This window comes from Serratia sp. NA_112.1, from assembly GCF_052691715.1.
This window is the reverse complement of record NZ_JBQZFO010000003.1, coordinates 316058-331032: the sequence shown is the minus strand read 5'-3', so window position 1 is coordinate 331032 and position 14975 is coordinate 316058. Positions and strand designations below refer to the sequence as shown.

At 48.6% G+C, this 14975-nt stretch carries 15 protein-coding genes; 5 read left to right on the top strand and 10 right to left on the bottom strand.

Features of this window, described 5'->3' with window-relative positions; genetic code table 11:
* Position 1: 1 nt before the first annotated feature.
* The 3 genes from ACUTQ5_RS09380 (at position 2) to ACUTQ5_RS09370 (ending at position 3938) form a co-directional block, all read left to right on the top strand.
* Positions 2–1774 (top strand): terminase ATPase subunit family protein, encoded by a 1773-nt coding sequence (locus tag ACUTQ5_RS09380; protein ID WP_445651027.1) that lies wholly within the window; start codon positions 2–4, stop codon positions 1772–1774.
* Entirely contained in the window at positions 1771–2802 is a 1032-nt protein-coding gene (locus tag ACUTQ5_RS09375; RefSeq protein ID WP_445651026.1) for a phage portal protein, read from the top strand. Before ACUTQ5_RS09380 ends, ACUTQ5_RS09375 begins: the two co-directional genes overlap by 4 nt.
* Positions 2803–3044: 242 nt before the next feature.
* Positions 3045–3938: a hypothetical protein gene (locus ACUTQ5_RS09370; protein ID WP_445651025.1), complete on the top strand. Its 894-nt coding sequence runs from the start codon at positions 3045–3047 to the stop codon at positions 3936–3938.
* Between the two features lie 88 nt (positions 3939–4026).
* Here ACUTQ5_RS09370 and ACUTQ5_RS09365 read toward each other — a convergent pair whose 3' ends face one another.
* From ACUTQ5_RS09365 to ACUTQ5_RS09325, 9 genes are all read right to left on the bottom strand, one after another.
* Positions 4027–4860 (bottom strand): HNH endonuclease, encoded by an 834-nt coding sequence (locus ACUTQ5_RS09365; RefSeq protein ID WP_445651024.1) that lies wholly within the window; start codon positions 4858–4860, stop codon positions 4027–4029.
* 565 nt (positions 4861–5425) lie between these two features.
* The gene (locus tag ACUTQ5_RS09360) at positions 5426–6376 is read right to left on the bottom strand and encodes a reverse transcriptase family protein (protein WP_445651023.1); all 951 of its coding nucleotides are present in this window, start codon (positions 6374–6376) and stop codon (positions 5426–5428) included.
* Positions 6360–6662 carry a helix-turn-helix domain-containing protein gene (locus ACUTQ5_RS09355; protein ID WP_445651022.1) on the bottom strand — a complete coding sequence of 101 codons (303 nt, stop codon included), beginning with the start codon at positions 6660–6662 and terminating at the stop codon, positions 6360–6362. The genes ACUTQ5_RS09360 and ACUTQ5_RS09355 overlap by 17 nt, the downstream gene beginning before the upstream one ends.
* 667 nt (positions 6663–7329) lie before the next feature.
* Positions 7330–9639, bottom strand: a complete 2310-nt coding sequence (locus ACUTQ5_RS09350; RefSeq protein WP_445651021.1) for a replication endonuclease — start codon at positions 9637–9639, stop codon at positions 7330–7332.
* A complete protein-coding gene (locus ACUTQ5_RS09345; RefSeq protein ID WP_445651020.1) occupies positions 9632–10342 on the bottom strand; it encodes a Dcm methylase in 711 nt (236 codons plus the stop codon). The genes ACUTQ5_RS09350 and ACUTQ5_RS09345 overlap by 8 nt, the downstream gene beginning before the upstream one ends.
* On the bottom strand, positions 10339–10611 hold the full coding sequence (locus ACUTQ5_RS09340; protein ID WP_445651019.1) for a DUF5405 family protein: 273 nt from the start codon (positions 10609–10611) through the stop codon (positions 10339–10341). The genes ACUTQ5_RS09345 and ACUTQ5_RS09340 overlap by 4 nt, the downstream gene beginning before the upstream one ends.
* Positions 10612–10733: 122 nt before the next feature.
* The gene (locus ACUTQ5_RS09335) at positions 10734–10982 is read right to left on the bottom strand and encodes a DUF2732 family protein (protein WP_445651151.1); all 249 of its coding nucleotides are present in this window, start codon (positions 10980–10982) and stop codon (positions 10734–10736) included.
* 69 nt (positions 10983–11051) lie between these two features.
* Positions 11052–11552 carry a hypothetical protein gene (locus ACUTQ5_RS09330; RefSeq protein WP_039995117.1) on the bottom strand — a complete coding sequence of 167 codons (501 nt, stop codon included), beginning with the start codon at positions 11550–11552 and terminating at the stop codon, positions 11052–11054.
* 181 nt (positions 11553–11733) lie between these two features.
* A complete protein-coding gene (locus ACUTQ5_RS09325) occupies positions 11734–12018 on the bottom strand; it encodes a Cox family DNA-binding protein (protein ID WP_071680428.1) in 285 nt (94 codons plus the stop codon).
* Between the two features lie 120 nt (positions 12019–12138).
* Between ACUTQ5_RS09325 and ACUTQ5_RS09320 the strand changes: the two genes are divergently transcribed.
* Both ACUTQ5_RS09320 and ACUTQ5_RS09315 read left to right on the top strand, forming a co-directional pair.
* Positions 12139–12438, top strand: a complete 300-nt coding sequence (locus ACUTQ5_RS09320; RefSeq protein WP_071680429.1) for a helix-turn-helix domain-containing protein — start codon at positions 12139–12141, stop codon at positions 12436–12438.
* A gap of 87 nt (positions 12439–12525) precedes the next feature.
* Positions 12526–13509, top strand: coding sequence for a phage integrase (locus tag ACUTQ5_RS09315; protein WP_421081853.1), 984 nt, complete (start codon positions 12526–12528; stop codon positions 13507–13509).
* A 138-nt stretch (positions 13510–13647) separates the two neighbouring features.
* Here the strand turns inward: ACUTQ5_RS09315 and ACUTQ5_RS09310 are convergent, their stop codons facing one another.
* On the bottom strand, positions 13648–14967 hold the full coding sequence (locus ACUTQ5_RS09310) for a c-type cytochrome (protein WP_445651018.1): 1320 nt from the start codon (positions 14965–14967) through the stop codon (positions 13648–13650).
* Positions 14968–14975 lie beyond the last annotated feature (8 nt).

The following is a 14975-nucleotide window of genomic DNA, read 5'->3' as shown; positions in this document are numbered from 1 at the left end:
CATGCACATTCAGACCGACACCACACTCCTGCTCGACCCACGCCGACAAGCCTCACTGCTCTACTGGCAAGGGTTTTCCGTCAAGCAGATTGCCGAAATGCTCAACCAAAAGGCACCCACCGTGCAGAGCTGGAAGCAGCGCGAAAAATGGGACGCGATTGCGCCGATTTCCCGCGTGGAAACCAGCCTGGAAGCGCGGATTATTCAGCTTATTTTGAAAGGCAAGAAGGAAGGCAGTGACTACAAAGAGATTGACCTGTTAGGCCGCCAGATTGAGCGGTTAGCTCGGGTTAATCGCTACATGACCACCGGCAACGAGGTCGACCTCAATCCCAACGTGGCCAACCGCAACAAAAGCGAGCGTAAGAAGCCGAAAAAGAACTATTTCAGCGAGGAGGCGATTGCCAAGCTGGAGCAGGTATTTTTTGATGATTCATTCGAGTATCAGCTCGGCTGGCACAAAGCCGGGCTGGCGCACCGTATCCGCAACATCCTGAAATCGCGTCAGATTGGCGCGACGTTTTATTTTGCCCGCGAGTCGCTACTGCACGCGCTGAAAACCGGTCACAATCAGGTATTCCTTTCGGCCAGTAAAACCCAGGCGTATGTGTTCCGTGAATACATTATTCAGTTTGCTCACCTGGTTGATGTTGAGCTGGCCGGTGATCCGATTATCCTGGGTAATAACGGTGCAAAGCTGATTTTCCTTGGCACTAACTCCAACACCGCACAGAGCCATAACGGCGACCTACTGGTCGACGAAATATTTTGGATCCCGAACTTCCAAAAGCTGCGCAAAGTGGCCTCCGGCATGGCCTCACAAAAACACCTGCGGTCAACCTACTTCTCCACCCCCTCCACTCTGGGGCATGGCGCGTTTCAATTCTGGTCAGGCGAACTGTTCAACAAAGGCCGTAAAAATGCCAGTGAACGCGTGGAGATCGATATCAGTCACAGCGCGCTCGCTGCGGGCAAGCGTTGCGGTGATGGCCAATGGCGGCAGATTGTCACCATTGAGGATGCACTTGCCGGGGGCTGCAACCTCTTCGACCTGGACATGCTGAAACAGGAAAACAGCGCCGATGATTTCCGCAACCTGTTTATGTGCGAATTCGTGGACGATAAAGCCTCGGTGTTCCCGTTCGAAGAGTTGCAGTGCTGCATGGTGGACAGCCTGGAAGAGTGGACGGACGTTAACCCCTATGCGGCGCGCCCCTTCGGTGACCGCCCGGTATGGGTCGGCTATGACCCTGCGCACACTGGCGACAGCGCCGGGTGTGTGGTACTGGCTCCGCCAATGGTCGCGGGCGGTAAATTCCGCATCCTGGAGCACCACCAGTGGAAAGGCATGGACTTTGCCGCCCAGGCCGACGCCATCAAAGCACTAACCCAAAAATACTGCGTCGACTATATCGGCATTGACGCCACCGGCATCGGACAGGGTGTATTTCAGCTTGTGCGCGCCTTCTACCCGGCAGCGCGGGAAATTCGCTACAGCCCCGAAGTAAAGACCGCCATGGTACTGAAAGCCAAAGACACGATTGGCAGTGGACGTCTGGAATACGACATCGCCCACACCGACATCACAAAATCGTTTATGGCCATCCGCAAAACCATGACAGCCAGCGGGCGCAGCGCCACTTATGACGCCAGTCGCAGTGAAGAAGCCAGCCACGCTGACGTAGCGTGGGCAACCATGCACGCCCTGTTAAACGAACCGCTCACCGCCGCCAATGGTCAGCCGTCTAAATCTATCCTGGAGTTCAACCGATGAGTAAGCGCAACCGCCGCAACAAAAAGGCCACCACAACCACCGCGCAGCCAGCACAGGCTACGCAGGCGTTCACCTTTGGCGAGCCGTCAGCGGTATTGGATCGCCGTGACATTTTGGATTACACCGAGTGCGTCGGTAACGGCAAATGGATAGAGCCGCCAATCAGTTTTTCCGGGCTGGCGAAAACCTTTCGCGCCGCCGTACATCACAGCTCTCCGATTTACGTGAAGCGCAACATCTTGGCCAGCACCTACATCCCGCACCCGCTGCTATCTCAGCAGGATTTTAGCCGCTTTGCGCTTGACCATCTGGTATTTGGGAACGCTTTTTTAGAGCAGCGTTTTAGCGTCAGCGGCAAATTGATTAAGCTTGCCACCTCCCCGGCCAAATACACCCGGCGCGGCGTGGAGCGTGGTGTTTATTGGTTTGTGCAATCCTTTACCGAGCCGCACAGCTTTGCCCCAGATAGTGTTTTTCACCTGCTGGAGCCGGATATTAACCAGGAGCTTTATGGGATGCCGGAATACCTGAGCGCACTTAACTCGGCATGGTTGAACGAGTCCGCCACGCTGTTCCGCCGCAAGTATTACCAGAACGGCGCGCACGCGGGTTATATCATGTATGTGACCGATGCAGCCCAGAGCACCACCGACGTCGATGCGCTGCGCGAGGCGATGAGTCACTCAAAGGGATTGGGGAATTTCAAGAACCTGTTTTTCTATGCGCCGAACGGAAAACCCGACGGGATTAAAATCGTACCGCTCAGTGAAGTGGCCACCAAAGACGATTTCTTTAACATCAAGAAAGTCAGCGCGGCTGACCTGATGGACGCTCACCGTATCCCCTATCAACTGATGGGGGGCAAGCCGGAAAACGTCGGCTCAACTGGCGACGTAGAGAAAGCGGCCAAGGTCTTTGTGCGCAACGAGCTGACGCCGCTACAGGAGCGCATCAAGGAGGTTAATGACTGGCTTGGTATTGAGGTCATCCGGTTTAAAAAATACAGCCTCGACAACGACGACGAGTAACCCTACAGCCGCCAATTTAGGTGTATTAGTCGCGACTTGACACGGCTAAGGCTACTACGGCACAGAGCCAAATCCAATCTGACAGGCAGCTCTGTGCCAGAAGCGGACGTTGTAAATTTAAATTAAATAATTGTCAAAAAGTGTTAAGATTCCAACGATGAAAGATTACTAACCTGCATCGAAAATATTTTGCAGGTATTTAGTGTAAAGCTTACATAAGCATCAATAGGACTAATAAGAAAATGCAGCATACTACATTTCTTAAAAAAATAAATTTTAACAAGCTTATCATTCTCGACTGCCTGTCCGAAAATGAATACCAAACAGCTAAACGCCTACATGAAAACCTAAGCGACAAAGGATTTGGAAGTGGTATTTCCCTCATTAAGACTCAAAGTGCGAAATCATTTCGCGATACACTTCAAGACATAAAGGATTTATTTAACCCTGAATTAAACATTGGATTTCAACCGATCATTCATATTGAAGCTCATGGTAATCCACTGTCAATGGAACTGCCAGATAAAAGTACCATTTCCTGGAGTGAGCTTGCAGATGATTTCAGAATAATAAACAATTCAATGGGCAATCAACTTATCACATTCATTGGAAGTTGTCATGGGTACAACTTTATTTACAATAATCACACAATTAAAAAATTTACACCGGTTTATTTTTGCATAGCACCCTTAAACACAATTCCTGCTGGAGACATTGAGACAGCAGCACTTACATTCTATGAAAGTTTATTCTCAACAGGAGATTTGACACTTTCCGCTAACCTTTTGGATTCATCAAAGTTTTACACGTACAATTCTGATTATATGTTTCATCGAGCCTTTCATGAAGCCATGCAAAGAAATCATAGAGGAAAATCTTTAAGGGATAGAAGAGAAGCCTTAATTACTGAAGCTATTAAAATTATGGGCGAAAAGTGGAATGACATGAGTCAAAAAGATAAGCGTGATTATCTTAAGCATGCACGGAATCTACTCAACGTTTATTTAAAGGGCAAGGAGTCTCTTCGAGCAGAATTTGAAAAATTTTCAATTGGTTATATGGGTTATGTAAATAAACATGTTTTCGAAGAAATTTGGAAACATATGCAGCACAACAAACAAGGAGGTATATATTAAAGCCGTCATTATGTCCGCTATTCGCTCATAGCGGACATAATGACCTTACTGCGTGGCCGCCTGCATGCCAGTTATAAAAGAGTACTGCTCACTTCTGCAATCTATTTATATTGATGTAAAGCATCTCAATCAGTTCTTTGGCATTTTGACTGTAGTGAAAAGCCCTATGGCAATTGGGGCAAAGTGCAACACAGTTGCTTGTGGTATCAGCACCGGCCAACGAGAGAGGTATCACGTGATGCACTTCCAAGTATGGGCTACCATCATGTAAATAAAACGGTGCACTTTCACCACAATTTTCGCAAATGCCCTTACTTTGCTGCAAGATCCAAGCTTTCACCATAGGATCTCGAGCATAGACCTTTTGAAGTCGCTCTACTGCCCCTGGTACTTTATATCCTTTGGGTTCGCTTAAAGTTCTTTTTATTAATCTGCTAACCCTTGTATTTAGAACACTCCCATCATCTGTAGGTTGAAAAAGATCTGATGACTCTCCATATATTATAGGCTCCCAAAATGTACCACTATTGACTCCTGGAACATTTATCATTATTCGTTTGGTCCTGTTCCCCGAAGGAACATTTTTTTTACCTATACTACTGAAATGAGCCTGATAACTACACATTTTTTGGCGAATATCGCTAGGTTTATTACCAACTAGAGGGAAGTATTCATCGGGATGGATTTTTCTTTCAACTATGGCCGGAATATGTTTTCTGGCTGTCGATGAGGCCAGATACACAACGACATTATCTACACAGGAATCAGTAAGTCGCTCAATTATACAATCTAGGGCAATATTGTAGTCTTTGTTTCTGTGTGCTGGCCCCCAAGACTCAAGGATTAGGCCATAAACCCCATCCTCTTCATCTACTGAGCATTCTGCGTTTAGTTTAATTCCATTTTTATCATAAATTTGCATAACATTGATCTTTTGTGAGGATTTTCTACAAAAATACTACCCATCTATATAAATACGCAACGTTTAACTAAAAACAGTGTTATTTCTACGCTTACTAGCATTTTTTAGTAGAAAATTGTCCGTTTGTTTAAACGTATGCACCCAAGCAAACTTGTGACGTCCGCTCTTCGCTCAAAGCCGACTGTCGGATAAGATTGTGTTCTATCCGCGGTAACTGTCAGCTCCAGTCTGAGCAGAGACAATTTAGGCGGCTTTTCTATACCACGCTGTAACGCTCTCAGGCGCCCCTCACGACGCGCAATCCCTTACCCCACCCCTGATTAATTTCAAAAATCCAACGCCGCCACGACGCGAAAAAACAATTATTTTTTGAAAAAAAATTCACTCTCCGCGCAATGCTATCCCCACCACGCCAGCCCGCTTCATGGGTCGGTTTTAATGCAGTTGCATGAAAGTTATAAAACCAGGCCATTACTGCTGTGCCGATACAAAGTACATAACCGAACGCACATGCAAAATCATGCACGTTAGCAATGCTATTTTTAGCGAAAAATAGACAATGAACTCACACACGAGTATTGGCGCGGAGAGTCAGCACTCTAGCTTTATATCTTTCATCGATCACCCCCATGGAGTGCATTCTTCCTATAAGCTTATTCGCAAATGATGTATCTTTTGCTTGTTGAATATCTTTTATTAATTTCCAGTATTCAAACTCAACTGACATCAATCTATGCTGCTCATTTCTAATTTTAAGCCTATCCCTGATTACGATAACACCAGTCACTAATTTAGGATCACGCTCCCCATAAAGTTTAGTTTTTTGAGGATGCATAACATGACCATGTCTTGAGATTATTTTCTTTACTGTAGAGGCGAAAAGACGATTCACTTTACTCCCTGAAAAAGTTAAATCATCAACGTAAACGGTCATTTTAACATCGAGTGCTTTACAAAGACTTTCGATTTCACTAAACATTCGATAGTTAGCAAAAAATGCCAAAGGCATACTAATTCTACTCCCTGTTGGCAAGGAGTCATGACAACTACAAATATATGACAATAGATCAGCAACATCAGAGGACATTTTCATTACAGAATAGAAAAATGAAAATATCATCGTCCTCGTCGTTGACGGGAAAAATGACCTTACGTCAGCTGTCAACAAGTTTGACGAATTAACATGTGCATTTGCATTCGTAATATTTGAATGCTGTTTTTTACCGGAGTGTAAATAATTGGGAGTGGAAATTCTAGTTAAAAGACTTGCTAAACGCGTATGAACACGATCTAACTTTTCTAGAGGCTTTTGTATTTTACGTGTTTTTCCTTTTTTTGATAATTGATCAAAAACAGAATAGTTTTCCTCATCATTTTTAAGAAGATTTAACTCCGCTAAAGAAAAACCAAGTAAATCGACTAATTTTTTTTTACTTTTAAGCTTATAAAGTGGCGAGTCAATAATTTGATAACTTTTATTCTTTGTTACTATCTTTAACTTAATGCGCTTTTTCATTTCGATTATTTACCCACGCCAACACATCCAGAACCTTACCTGCCAAATTCAAACGTAAACGTTTGGATAAGCGCCCCTGAGTACCTAACGTTTCCGAAAAAAACATTAGAGAAGAAATTGGTATGTCAAAATGGGAAGAATAACGCTCAAGGATATCAACCGGTGGCAACAAAGCCCCACTTTCAAGTTGAGATATTTTTTCTTTTGGAATACAAAGCGCTACAGATAGGTCTGCGATTGATTCGCCGTGATATTGCCTGATAATACGAAGAGCCTTGTGTAACATAGACTTAACCACCTGTGATTGAAACTGGGGAGGACACATTACTCACCGCCCCCTTCAAAGTATTCAACTAGCCTGGCGATGAAATTAAACAGTCGAATACCCCATTTAATCGCCTCCCAAACATAAGTCTTCCACTTCTTCCGGTTCGACTTGCTCTGTGCCTGCTGTTCGTTGGTTACGTTATCATTTCGCATGATATTTTTTCCTTATGCCCCATGACGCGTAAACGAAAGTTCACTGAAACATCACGGGTTCGCCTCATAAGGATGAGATTGAACAGCACTAGCTCCCTGCTCCACGAACCCTTGGTCGCCAAAGGGTTCGAATACCCATACGCCATGCCACCGGAAGCTACAGTGCTACCTGCTTGCCGATATCACCATGGACTATCCAGGGCGCTGCGTGGGGTAAAATAGGTAGAAAGCTCTAAGCTTTCCTCGGGTTGTTAAACCCAATTGATGGCGAAATATCTCAATACCTAACCAATGCCTGAATCATAACAATAAATTACCTTTACTCAACCAAAACACTTATACATTTAATGAATATCAAATCATTTTTTATTCACTTTTGACGTAATAGTTGGAAAATCCGACAAAGAAGACTCATATTGGACAGTTCCTCAATCTATACATGGTGTTATTAACCTTGTGCTCTTTTACGGTTTCTAACTAAATCCCAACCATTCATCGAGTGGTGGGTAAGAAAACTGTTTACCATTTAAACTTACCATTGCCCCGCGAGTAAGGGCTTTAAGTTCCCAATTTTCGGCGGTGATACCATCCCGCGCCAATTCAAGCCGGATTTTAGGTATACGGCCACGCTCCGCCGACGTCAGGCGGGCTGATGGGGCGTCAATTAGTGATTTATTGCTGTTTCTGATGCGCTGCTGGCCGCAGGCCTTTGGGGATTGCTCCCTTACGGCGTCCTTGAGCACCTTAGCGACGTCTGGGTCATCCCAGCCAACATCCCCGCTCTCAATCAAATTCATCACCGCTGTGACGTACTCAGGCGGCGTAACAGTCAAAACTGGCTCTGATTCTCGGCCAAGCTCCCCACAGTTATTGACAGGACTCCGAGGCGCGCCAGAGGCGCTTTTTAAAGTCAAAGGCTCAACGTCAACGGCTTTACGGACAATACGCCATTCCGTTGTACGGGTTTCAAATACGTGGCCATGGCCAAGATGAGGTGCGAAGATGCCGACCACCTTTTGCACCTCTTCATCGTAGGCATTCGGCTCATCGGCCACCTTACGTGCTACACGTACGGTTTGAACGTCACGCGGCACGTTTGCCCCGCCCTGCCCGGCGATGTATGCAGCAAAGTCACCGGCATCGGCAGCAGCCCGAACCGCCTCGACCCTCTCGTCAAAGGTGTCAGCCAAGCTAATCCCGCGCAGGCAACTTGCACGGCACTCGCGATACGCACCCATGGTAGGAACACCAATAGATTTAAATTGAGGGATGCGCCACGTAGATGCCCAGGAGGTTACAGCGGCCGCCATATCCCGCAGGGGCTTACCGGTGTCGTGATCGATCTCACCGTCAAGCGCATAACCGTCGATATTCTTGGCAATGTATTTAGCGATGTAACCCGCTGCGCCGCCCTTATTCAGGTGCTTGCAGTCAAAGCGGTTTTTGGCTGCGCCACGCTCGTCGGCATCTTCTTTCATGGCATACCGGCGCATGATGTCGATAACTTGCTGGCGCTGCTTACGTTCGCAAAACAGCATCATGTGCCAGTGCGGCGTACCGTCGTGATGCGGCTCAACAACGCGCATACCATAAACATTCAGGTCACGGTCTTTAAACGCAGTACGCATTTTGCTCCAGATGCCGACAAGGTAGCGCTGACCGTCTTTAGGGGAAAATGCCTCTACATCCCAATTGTGGTTAAACTGAACCTGGGAATTGTCTTTCTTACCGACGACGCGCGTCGGGTGGTATTTGGACGGCGTGGTAAGAGTGATAAACATGCCGACATCCCTCTCGCTGGCGGCATACTTTTCAATCCCCGCAATAGTGCTCATCAGCTCCATGCGTCGGATTTCAGGGTTAGAAATGCTCGCCATGACCTTATCAATCAGATCGAAGCGCTCACCGGTTTCGACGTTCTCCAAGTCGCACCCTTTCAGGTATTCCATATTGGCTAGTCGCCGCGCCTGCACATCCCTGATAGCCTGCTTGCTGGCGTATGGGTATTTGTTACGGTTGACCTCACCTGCAGCTATCAGCAACGCCTCGCGCCAGCGCGTGCGCAGTGCTTTCAACTGACGTTCCCACCATTCGGAGTTAACCAACCGCGACAAGCTGGCAATCGCTGACGGGACATCAAGCGCACCCTTGCGATATTTGCGCCAGTGCATCGGGGTAACATTAAACGCGCGGGCCATATTGCCAACTTGGCCATAAAAATCAGCCTGCACGCTGTCGCTGATTAACCCGGTGTTATCGCCACCATTGGCTTCGATAAACTCCTCGCAATAACGCTCATAGTTCTGCATTAACTGCCCAGCAATGCGGTCAGCAAAACGCCGCAGCTCTTTATCATCCATACCCGGCAGGCGTGCATAGTTGTCAACCTCCGCCATAAAGCACGGTGACGCATTGAGATTCATAGCATTTTTAGCGTTAACGATTTCGATACGCGGCCAGATGCGGCGCTGAAACTGGAGCATTAGCCATTTATTGGCATCGTTCAGCCCTTTCTCTTTCAGCAGATAGGTATGACGCGAGAGGAAAATCGCACCAAGAAAGTGCGGGAGAGAGTGGATATTGCGTAAAACAGCTTGCCCCTGAGCATGTTGCTCACGGGTAAGCGGTTTCTCTTTGCCAATGGCTTGTTTTGGCGCGTTCCATGGGTAAACACCGACGAAGGGCTCGCCGGTGTTGCCAGGGTAGGCTAGCGGCGGAGTGGGAACAGTGCGCCCCCTTACCTCCCCCGATTGTCTACTATGGTCATTTTTGAACTCAACCAACGGAGGAAACCCGACTGTAGTTTGCCATGAATACAGCCCTAGCGAATCCTCTCGGCGTTGCACTGCGAATATTCTTTGTCCGAGGGGACTTTCCATCACAGAACTTCCACCCCGGATTAGCCTTAAATTCCGGCTCCTCACGGAGCGGTTCCGGCTTCACAAATCCCCCGCCACACCAGATATGTGTCTTTTTGTTGTAACGGTCACGTGCAGGGTAAATATCTGGATAAAGCGGGTGTGAGTCGTTTTCTGGAAGATACCCAGCGTAGTCGCAGGGGTTGAAAGCAAAATCAGGCTTGCGATACATGCTCGACAAAACACCAACCGGATTCTCGAATGCCCAGGCAGCGCCAGTAACCAAGCCAACAATTCGCACCAAGTCGGCCAACTCTGCCGCCTCAATCTGGAATAATGGGTTTTCGGCTCTTTTGGACTCGAAATGTCGCGCACCGGCAACGGTCAGGTCGGTGCATTCAGGAAAGCCAAAAACTACTGACACTCCATCACCGACCATTTCAGCAATGACCTTTGCTTGCCCTAACTTGTCTGGTGCACTGAACCACATCCCGACCTTCACATGGTGTCCATCACGAGTTACTCCATCCTCAGGCTGGCCGTCAAAGCACCAGCACTCATAACCAGCCTCTAGCCACGGCTGTGCCATAAAACCAGTCAAGTCAAAAAGGAAAATAGCTTTTTTCATTTACCCACCTCCGAGCCAAATGCCGCTTGGCACAGCAGGCCAATGCGCTCAACCTCGGTGGCCAGCTCGGCAAGAGTGGTTGCGTCTGAATCGCGGATACCCTGATTAATCAGGCCCGAAACCAGTTGCGGGATAGTCGGGTAATAACCAATAGCATCAAGCCACTCTTTGCCTACTTCTTTACCGGTTTTAACGGTCTTTCTACGGTTAAGGATAAATTGAAATGTATCGCTAGTTATTACCCAGTCTTTATCGATTCTAATTTTCATGCTATTTCCTCAATCGTAATTCTGGCTTTCTGGTCTGCGTGCAAATTCCGAGTCACTCAAATCAGCCGCAATAAAATGGCCTACCAGAAACGCAAGCAGGCCGAATAAAGCAGAGAGCCCCGTCATGGTTTCCCCGAATGATTTTGCGCAAGCGCCTCGTGGTTGAACTTCTCTGACTCAACGCGGAGCAGTTCGATAATCTCAACGCTAGAAAGGTGGTTCACTGTCGCATAGGTTGCCATGCGGTCCAGGTGTGACGAGAAGCTGGTCGCCGAGTCGACCTTGGCCTCGTTACGCGCGGCATTCAGCATCCACTCACGTGACTCATTGCTGGCCTTGTTTTGCATTGCTTGGCCAACGGTTTTATACATGTGCATATAAACCTCCAGGTAATAGAATGCCCGACGCAATGAAGCGCCTTTAAAAAGAACAGGTATTAATTAATGTAAATACTTTTCTGGCTTAACTGCCGTTAATATTGTTGGAGCGTGCTCAAATAGGTTGAATAATTCACGTAGTGCCTTGAATAGCGCCTCTCGCCACGTGCATGATTCATCATCAATGCGCCAGTATGGCTGGCTGAATTCGGCCTCGGTCAATCCCGCATGAAGAAATAACGTGCGGCGTTGGCCAATAGTCAAACGGCCAATATAACCAGACTTGCTAATACCGTGTTTGCGATACTTAGCAAACGCACTGCGTAATTCACCAATAGCGCAGACAATGCGCTCGCAGTCGCCCTCACTCATTTCCTCCAGTTTCAGCACAGAGTGACGCTGTTTAAGCTGCGCATGAAAACAGATGGTCAGGCGCTCACGCTCCATCATGTCGTTATAGAAATTGCAGGTGTCACGCCAGCGCGGCGCTGCAAGATGCTTACCGATAAGACCACGCAACCCGGCGGGCTGACTACGGACGGTTGCAACAGTCATAACTGTCATTTGAACCCCCTGCGTAAAATGGAATTGACTGCAGGAAACCAGCGGCCAGCGCGACGGGTGCGGATGATAATGCCCTGGCGCCCTTTGCCGTGGGTGATACTAGTATCAAGTGAGTGTGCCGCCTGATGGTTCCAGAGCAGCGGCGCAATAGAGATAGGCTGTTGCATAGTCATTACCTCGCTTAACGAACTGGTGAAGAAGGTTCACCGAGTCCAAGCCACTGCAACCAACCGTCGCGGATTTCTTTCGGGCGACTCTCGAAAGCCAATTTCATCCCCTCATTCCATGCGGGGAGATAAACCCAGTATTCAGCGCGCGCCGTTGGCACCTCAGGGGTGCGCATTTCTACAACAGGTAGCTTGTTCTTATCAATCATGCCCTTTACCGCTTCGGGGCTTTTGCCGATGACTCTGGCAAATTCCTGATAGGGCAATGCGTCCGTCAAACTTACGATTTGTTTGCTCATCTGCTAACCTCTTATCTAGATCTAGCCAATTATCTGTAGTTGCCCTCAATGGCCCTCAGTTGGTTAGATGATATGAATAATATGTTTTATTTGTTCTAGATATTAGAGGATGTTGAAAACATGTCAAGTGCGATAGGCGAGAAGCTGGCTTTGGTCAGAGAGTCTGAACGGCTCAACAGGAAGCAATTTGCTGAAATTACAGATGTTCCTTACAGCTCCCTTACTTACTATGAAAGTGGTCGGTCTACCCCTCCGACTGATATCACCATGAAAATTTTCAGTCACCACCGGTTTCAAAAATATGCTTTATGGTTCTTTACTAACCAAATAGCACCAGAATCCGGGCAAATAGCACCGGCACTCGCACACTTTGGGCAAGGAGACATCACCTCACAGCACTCCGACCAAAAGACTGGTTAAACATTCACCTAGCTTATTTATCCCAAAACTTTCAGGTAACAGCCTGCTGTATTCCTGAAAGTAAAATCTTCCTCGGAGGGCTTCGCGATGGCGATTAAGAAGCTCGAAGATGGTCGATATGAAGTGGACATAAGGCCGAACGGGCGCAACGGAAAGCGTATCCGCCGGAGATTTGACAAGAAGCACGAAGCACAAGCTTTTGAGAAGTACACGCTTGTGAATTATCACGACAAGGGGTGGCTAGCAAAGCCAACAGATAAGCGGTCTTTATCTGAGCTAATTGAGCTTTGGTGGGTGTATCACGGAAAGACCATAGACCATGGCCAGTCTTATCGTTACAAACTCAACAAGATCAACCGGAGTATGGACTACCCTGCGGCGTTCCAAATAGATAAAAGGCGTCTTGCTAACTATCGGGTATTGAGACTGAGCGAGGGTGACCAGGCTTCTACGCTTAACCGTAATCTTGTTGTTCTATCGGGGATGTTCACCTTCCTGATTGAGGCAGGCTTGTACCACGGCGTTCACCCATTGCGCGGGATAAACAAACTCAAGGAAGCCCCGACGTCTATGGGATTTCTTTTACAACCCGAGATCGAACACCTGCTTGCAAGCGCGGAAGGTGATAACTACAAAATTGCAGTCTTGTGTTTAAGCACCGGCGCACGATGGGGAGAGGCTAGCCAATTACGTGTTGAAAACGTCATCGGCGGCAAAGTGACTTTTGTACATACCAAAACCGGTAAAAGGCGTTCTGTGCCAGTTTCTGAGGATGTTAGAGAGGCCCTGTTCACTCGAAAAACAGGCAAGCTATTCCCAGATGCAAGTTATGACGCTTTCCGCACGCTGATTAGGACGATAAAGCCAGATTTACCGAAAGGACAAGCGACGCATGTTTTGCGTCACACGTTCGCAACGCACTTCATGATGAACGGAGGGAATATTGTGACTCTGCAACGCATTTTGGGCCATGCCAAAATCACTCAGACAATGACATATGCACACTTTTCGCCGGACTTCCTGAACGATGCTATTTCGTTCAACCCATTGCAGGGCAAAGTCGCCGTTTAGCGTCCACATACTGTCCACACTTGAGTTGTTTTTGACGGCTTACAGATATCTGTAATGCTGATAAAACATAGAGTTAATGTCAGAAGGCAGGCCCAGCCTACCGTAAAAAGGGCCTCGAATGAGGCCCTGGAGGATGACTTACTTGTTGGCGTCCGGATGTTCCGGTACGGCGGCGCTGCCCATATCCTTCTGGTCTTTACGTACGCTGGCCACGTCTGAGGCGCTAACCGGCTTGGCGCTGTTACCCCAGCTTGAGCGAATGAAGTTAACCACTTCCGCTACCTGCAGGTCGTTCAACCGCCAGCCAAACGGTGGCATGGTGATGTTGGATACCGCCCCTTTCACCGCCGGCGTGGTGTTACCGGTCAGCACGATGTGGATCAACGAGGTCGCATCTTCGGTCTGCACCACCGGGTTGCCCTTCAGCGCCGGGAAAGCACGTTTGTAACCCACGCCATCGGTACGGTGGCAGGCAGCACAGTTATCGACGTACAACGCCGCTCCGGGCTTGCTGTCGTCACCGCGCCACAGATCCTTGGCTACGCTGTCTTCTACCGGTGTGGCCTGCTGCTTGCCGTCTTTCGGCGGCAGCGTTTTCAGGTAACGCGAAATTGCCGTCAGATCCTCATCGCTGAGATACTGCAGGCTATGCTCAACCACGTCGCTCATACCGCCAAACACGATGGACTTATCGTTACGGCCGGTTTTCAGGAACTCGGTCAGTTCGGCCTCGCTCCAGGTTCCCAGCCCATCCTTGTTATCACCACGCAGGCTGGATGCCACCCAACCGTCGATCGGCGCATTGCTGCCGGACAGGTAGTTGTCACCGTCATTATTGCTCAGCGCTTTTTCCTGCATGGTAATGCTGCGTGGCGTATGGCAGGCACCGCAGTGGCCCAACCCTTCCACCAGATAACGACCCCGCTCAATCACCGGATCGGCCTTGGTGTCCACCACAAAGTCCGCCGGTGATGGCGCAAACATGCCGCGCCAGATACTCAGCGGCCAGCGCATTGACAGCGGCCAGGGGATATCGGAATCCTTGTTGGCCTGTTCCACCGCCGGTACGCCGTGCATGAAGTAGGCATACATGGCGCGCATGTCATCCTCTTTCACCAGCGCAAACGACGGATACGGCATCGCCGGGTACAGGGTGCTGCCGTTTTTGGCGACGCCCTTGCGTACCGCGTTGTCGAAGTCTTCGAAGCTGTAATCACCGATGCCGGTTTTCTTGTCCGGTGAGATATTGGTGGAGTAAATGGTGCCGATCGGCGTTTCCATCGCCAGCCCCCCGGCAAACTCTTTACCGCTTTTGCCGTTGGTGTGGCAGGCCACGCAGTCACCGGCACGCGCCAGATACTCACCGCGCTTGATCAACTCGCTGCTGACCGTGGCGTCCTGCGCCCAGACAGAGAAACTCAGTGCACTGAGAACCAGTGCGGGAACAAATGCTTTCATCAGTCGCC

Coding starts and splice junctions, on each gene's coding strand:
- ACUTQ5_RS09375 (WP_445651026.1), top strand. CDS start 1,771: ATGAGTAAGCGCAACCGCCGCAACAAAAAGGCCACCACAACCACCGCG.
- ACUTQ5_RS09315 (WP_421081853.1), top strand. CDS start 12,526: ATGGCGATTAAGAAGCTCGAAGATGGTCGATATGAAGTGGACATAAGG.
- ACUTQ5_RS09325 (WP_071680428.1), bottom strand. CDS start 12,018: ATGAGCAAACAAATCGTAAGTTTGACGGACGCATTGCCCTATCAGGAA.
- ACUTQ5_RS09310 (WP_445651018.1), bottom strand. CDS start 14,967: ATGAAAGCATTTGTTCCCGCACTGGTTCTCAGTGCACTGAGTTTCTCT.
- ACUTQ5_RS09330 (WP_039995117.1), bottom strand. CDS start 11,552: ATGACAGTTATGACTGTTGCAACCGTCCGTAGTCAGCCCGCCGGGTTG.
- ACUTQ5_RS09355 (WP_445651022.1), bottom strand. CDS start 6,662: ATGTTACACAAGGCTCTTCGTATTATCAGGCAATATCACGGCGAATCA.
- ACUTQ5_RS09335 (WP_445651151.1), bottom strand. CDS start 10,982: ATGTATAAAACCGTTGGCCAAGCAATGCAAAACAAGGCCAGCAATGAG.
- ACUTQ5_RS09345 (WP_445651020.1), bottom strand. CDS start 10,342: ATGAAAAAAGCTATTTTCCTTTTTGACTTGACTGGTTTTATGGCACAG.
- ACUTQ5_RS09360 (WP_445651023.1), bottom strand. CDS start 6,376: ATGAAAAAGCGCATTAAGTTAAAGATAGTAACAAAGAATAAAAGTTAT.
- ACUTQ5_RS09380 (WP_445651027.1), top strand. CDS start 2: ATGCACATTCAGACCGACACCACACTCCTGCTCGACCCACGCCGACAA.
- ACUTQ5_RS09340 (WP_445651019.1), bottom strand. CDS start 10,611: ATGAAAATTAGAATCGATAAAGACTGGGTAATAACTAGCGATACATTT.
- ACUTQ5_RS09320 (WP_071680429.1), top strand. CDS start 12,139: ATGTCAAGTGCGATAGGCGAGAAGCTGGCTTTGGTCAGAGAGTCTGAA.
- ACUTQ5_RS09370 (WP_445651025.1), top strand. CDS start 3,045: ATGCAGCATACTACATTTCTTAAAAAAATAAATTTTAACAAGCTTATC.
- ACUTQ5_RS09365 (WP_445651024.1), bottom strand. CDS start 4,860: ATGCAAATTTATGATAAAAATGGAATTAAACTAAACGCAGAATGCTCA.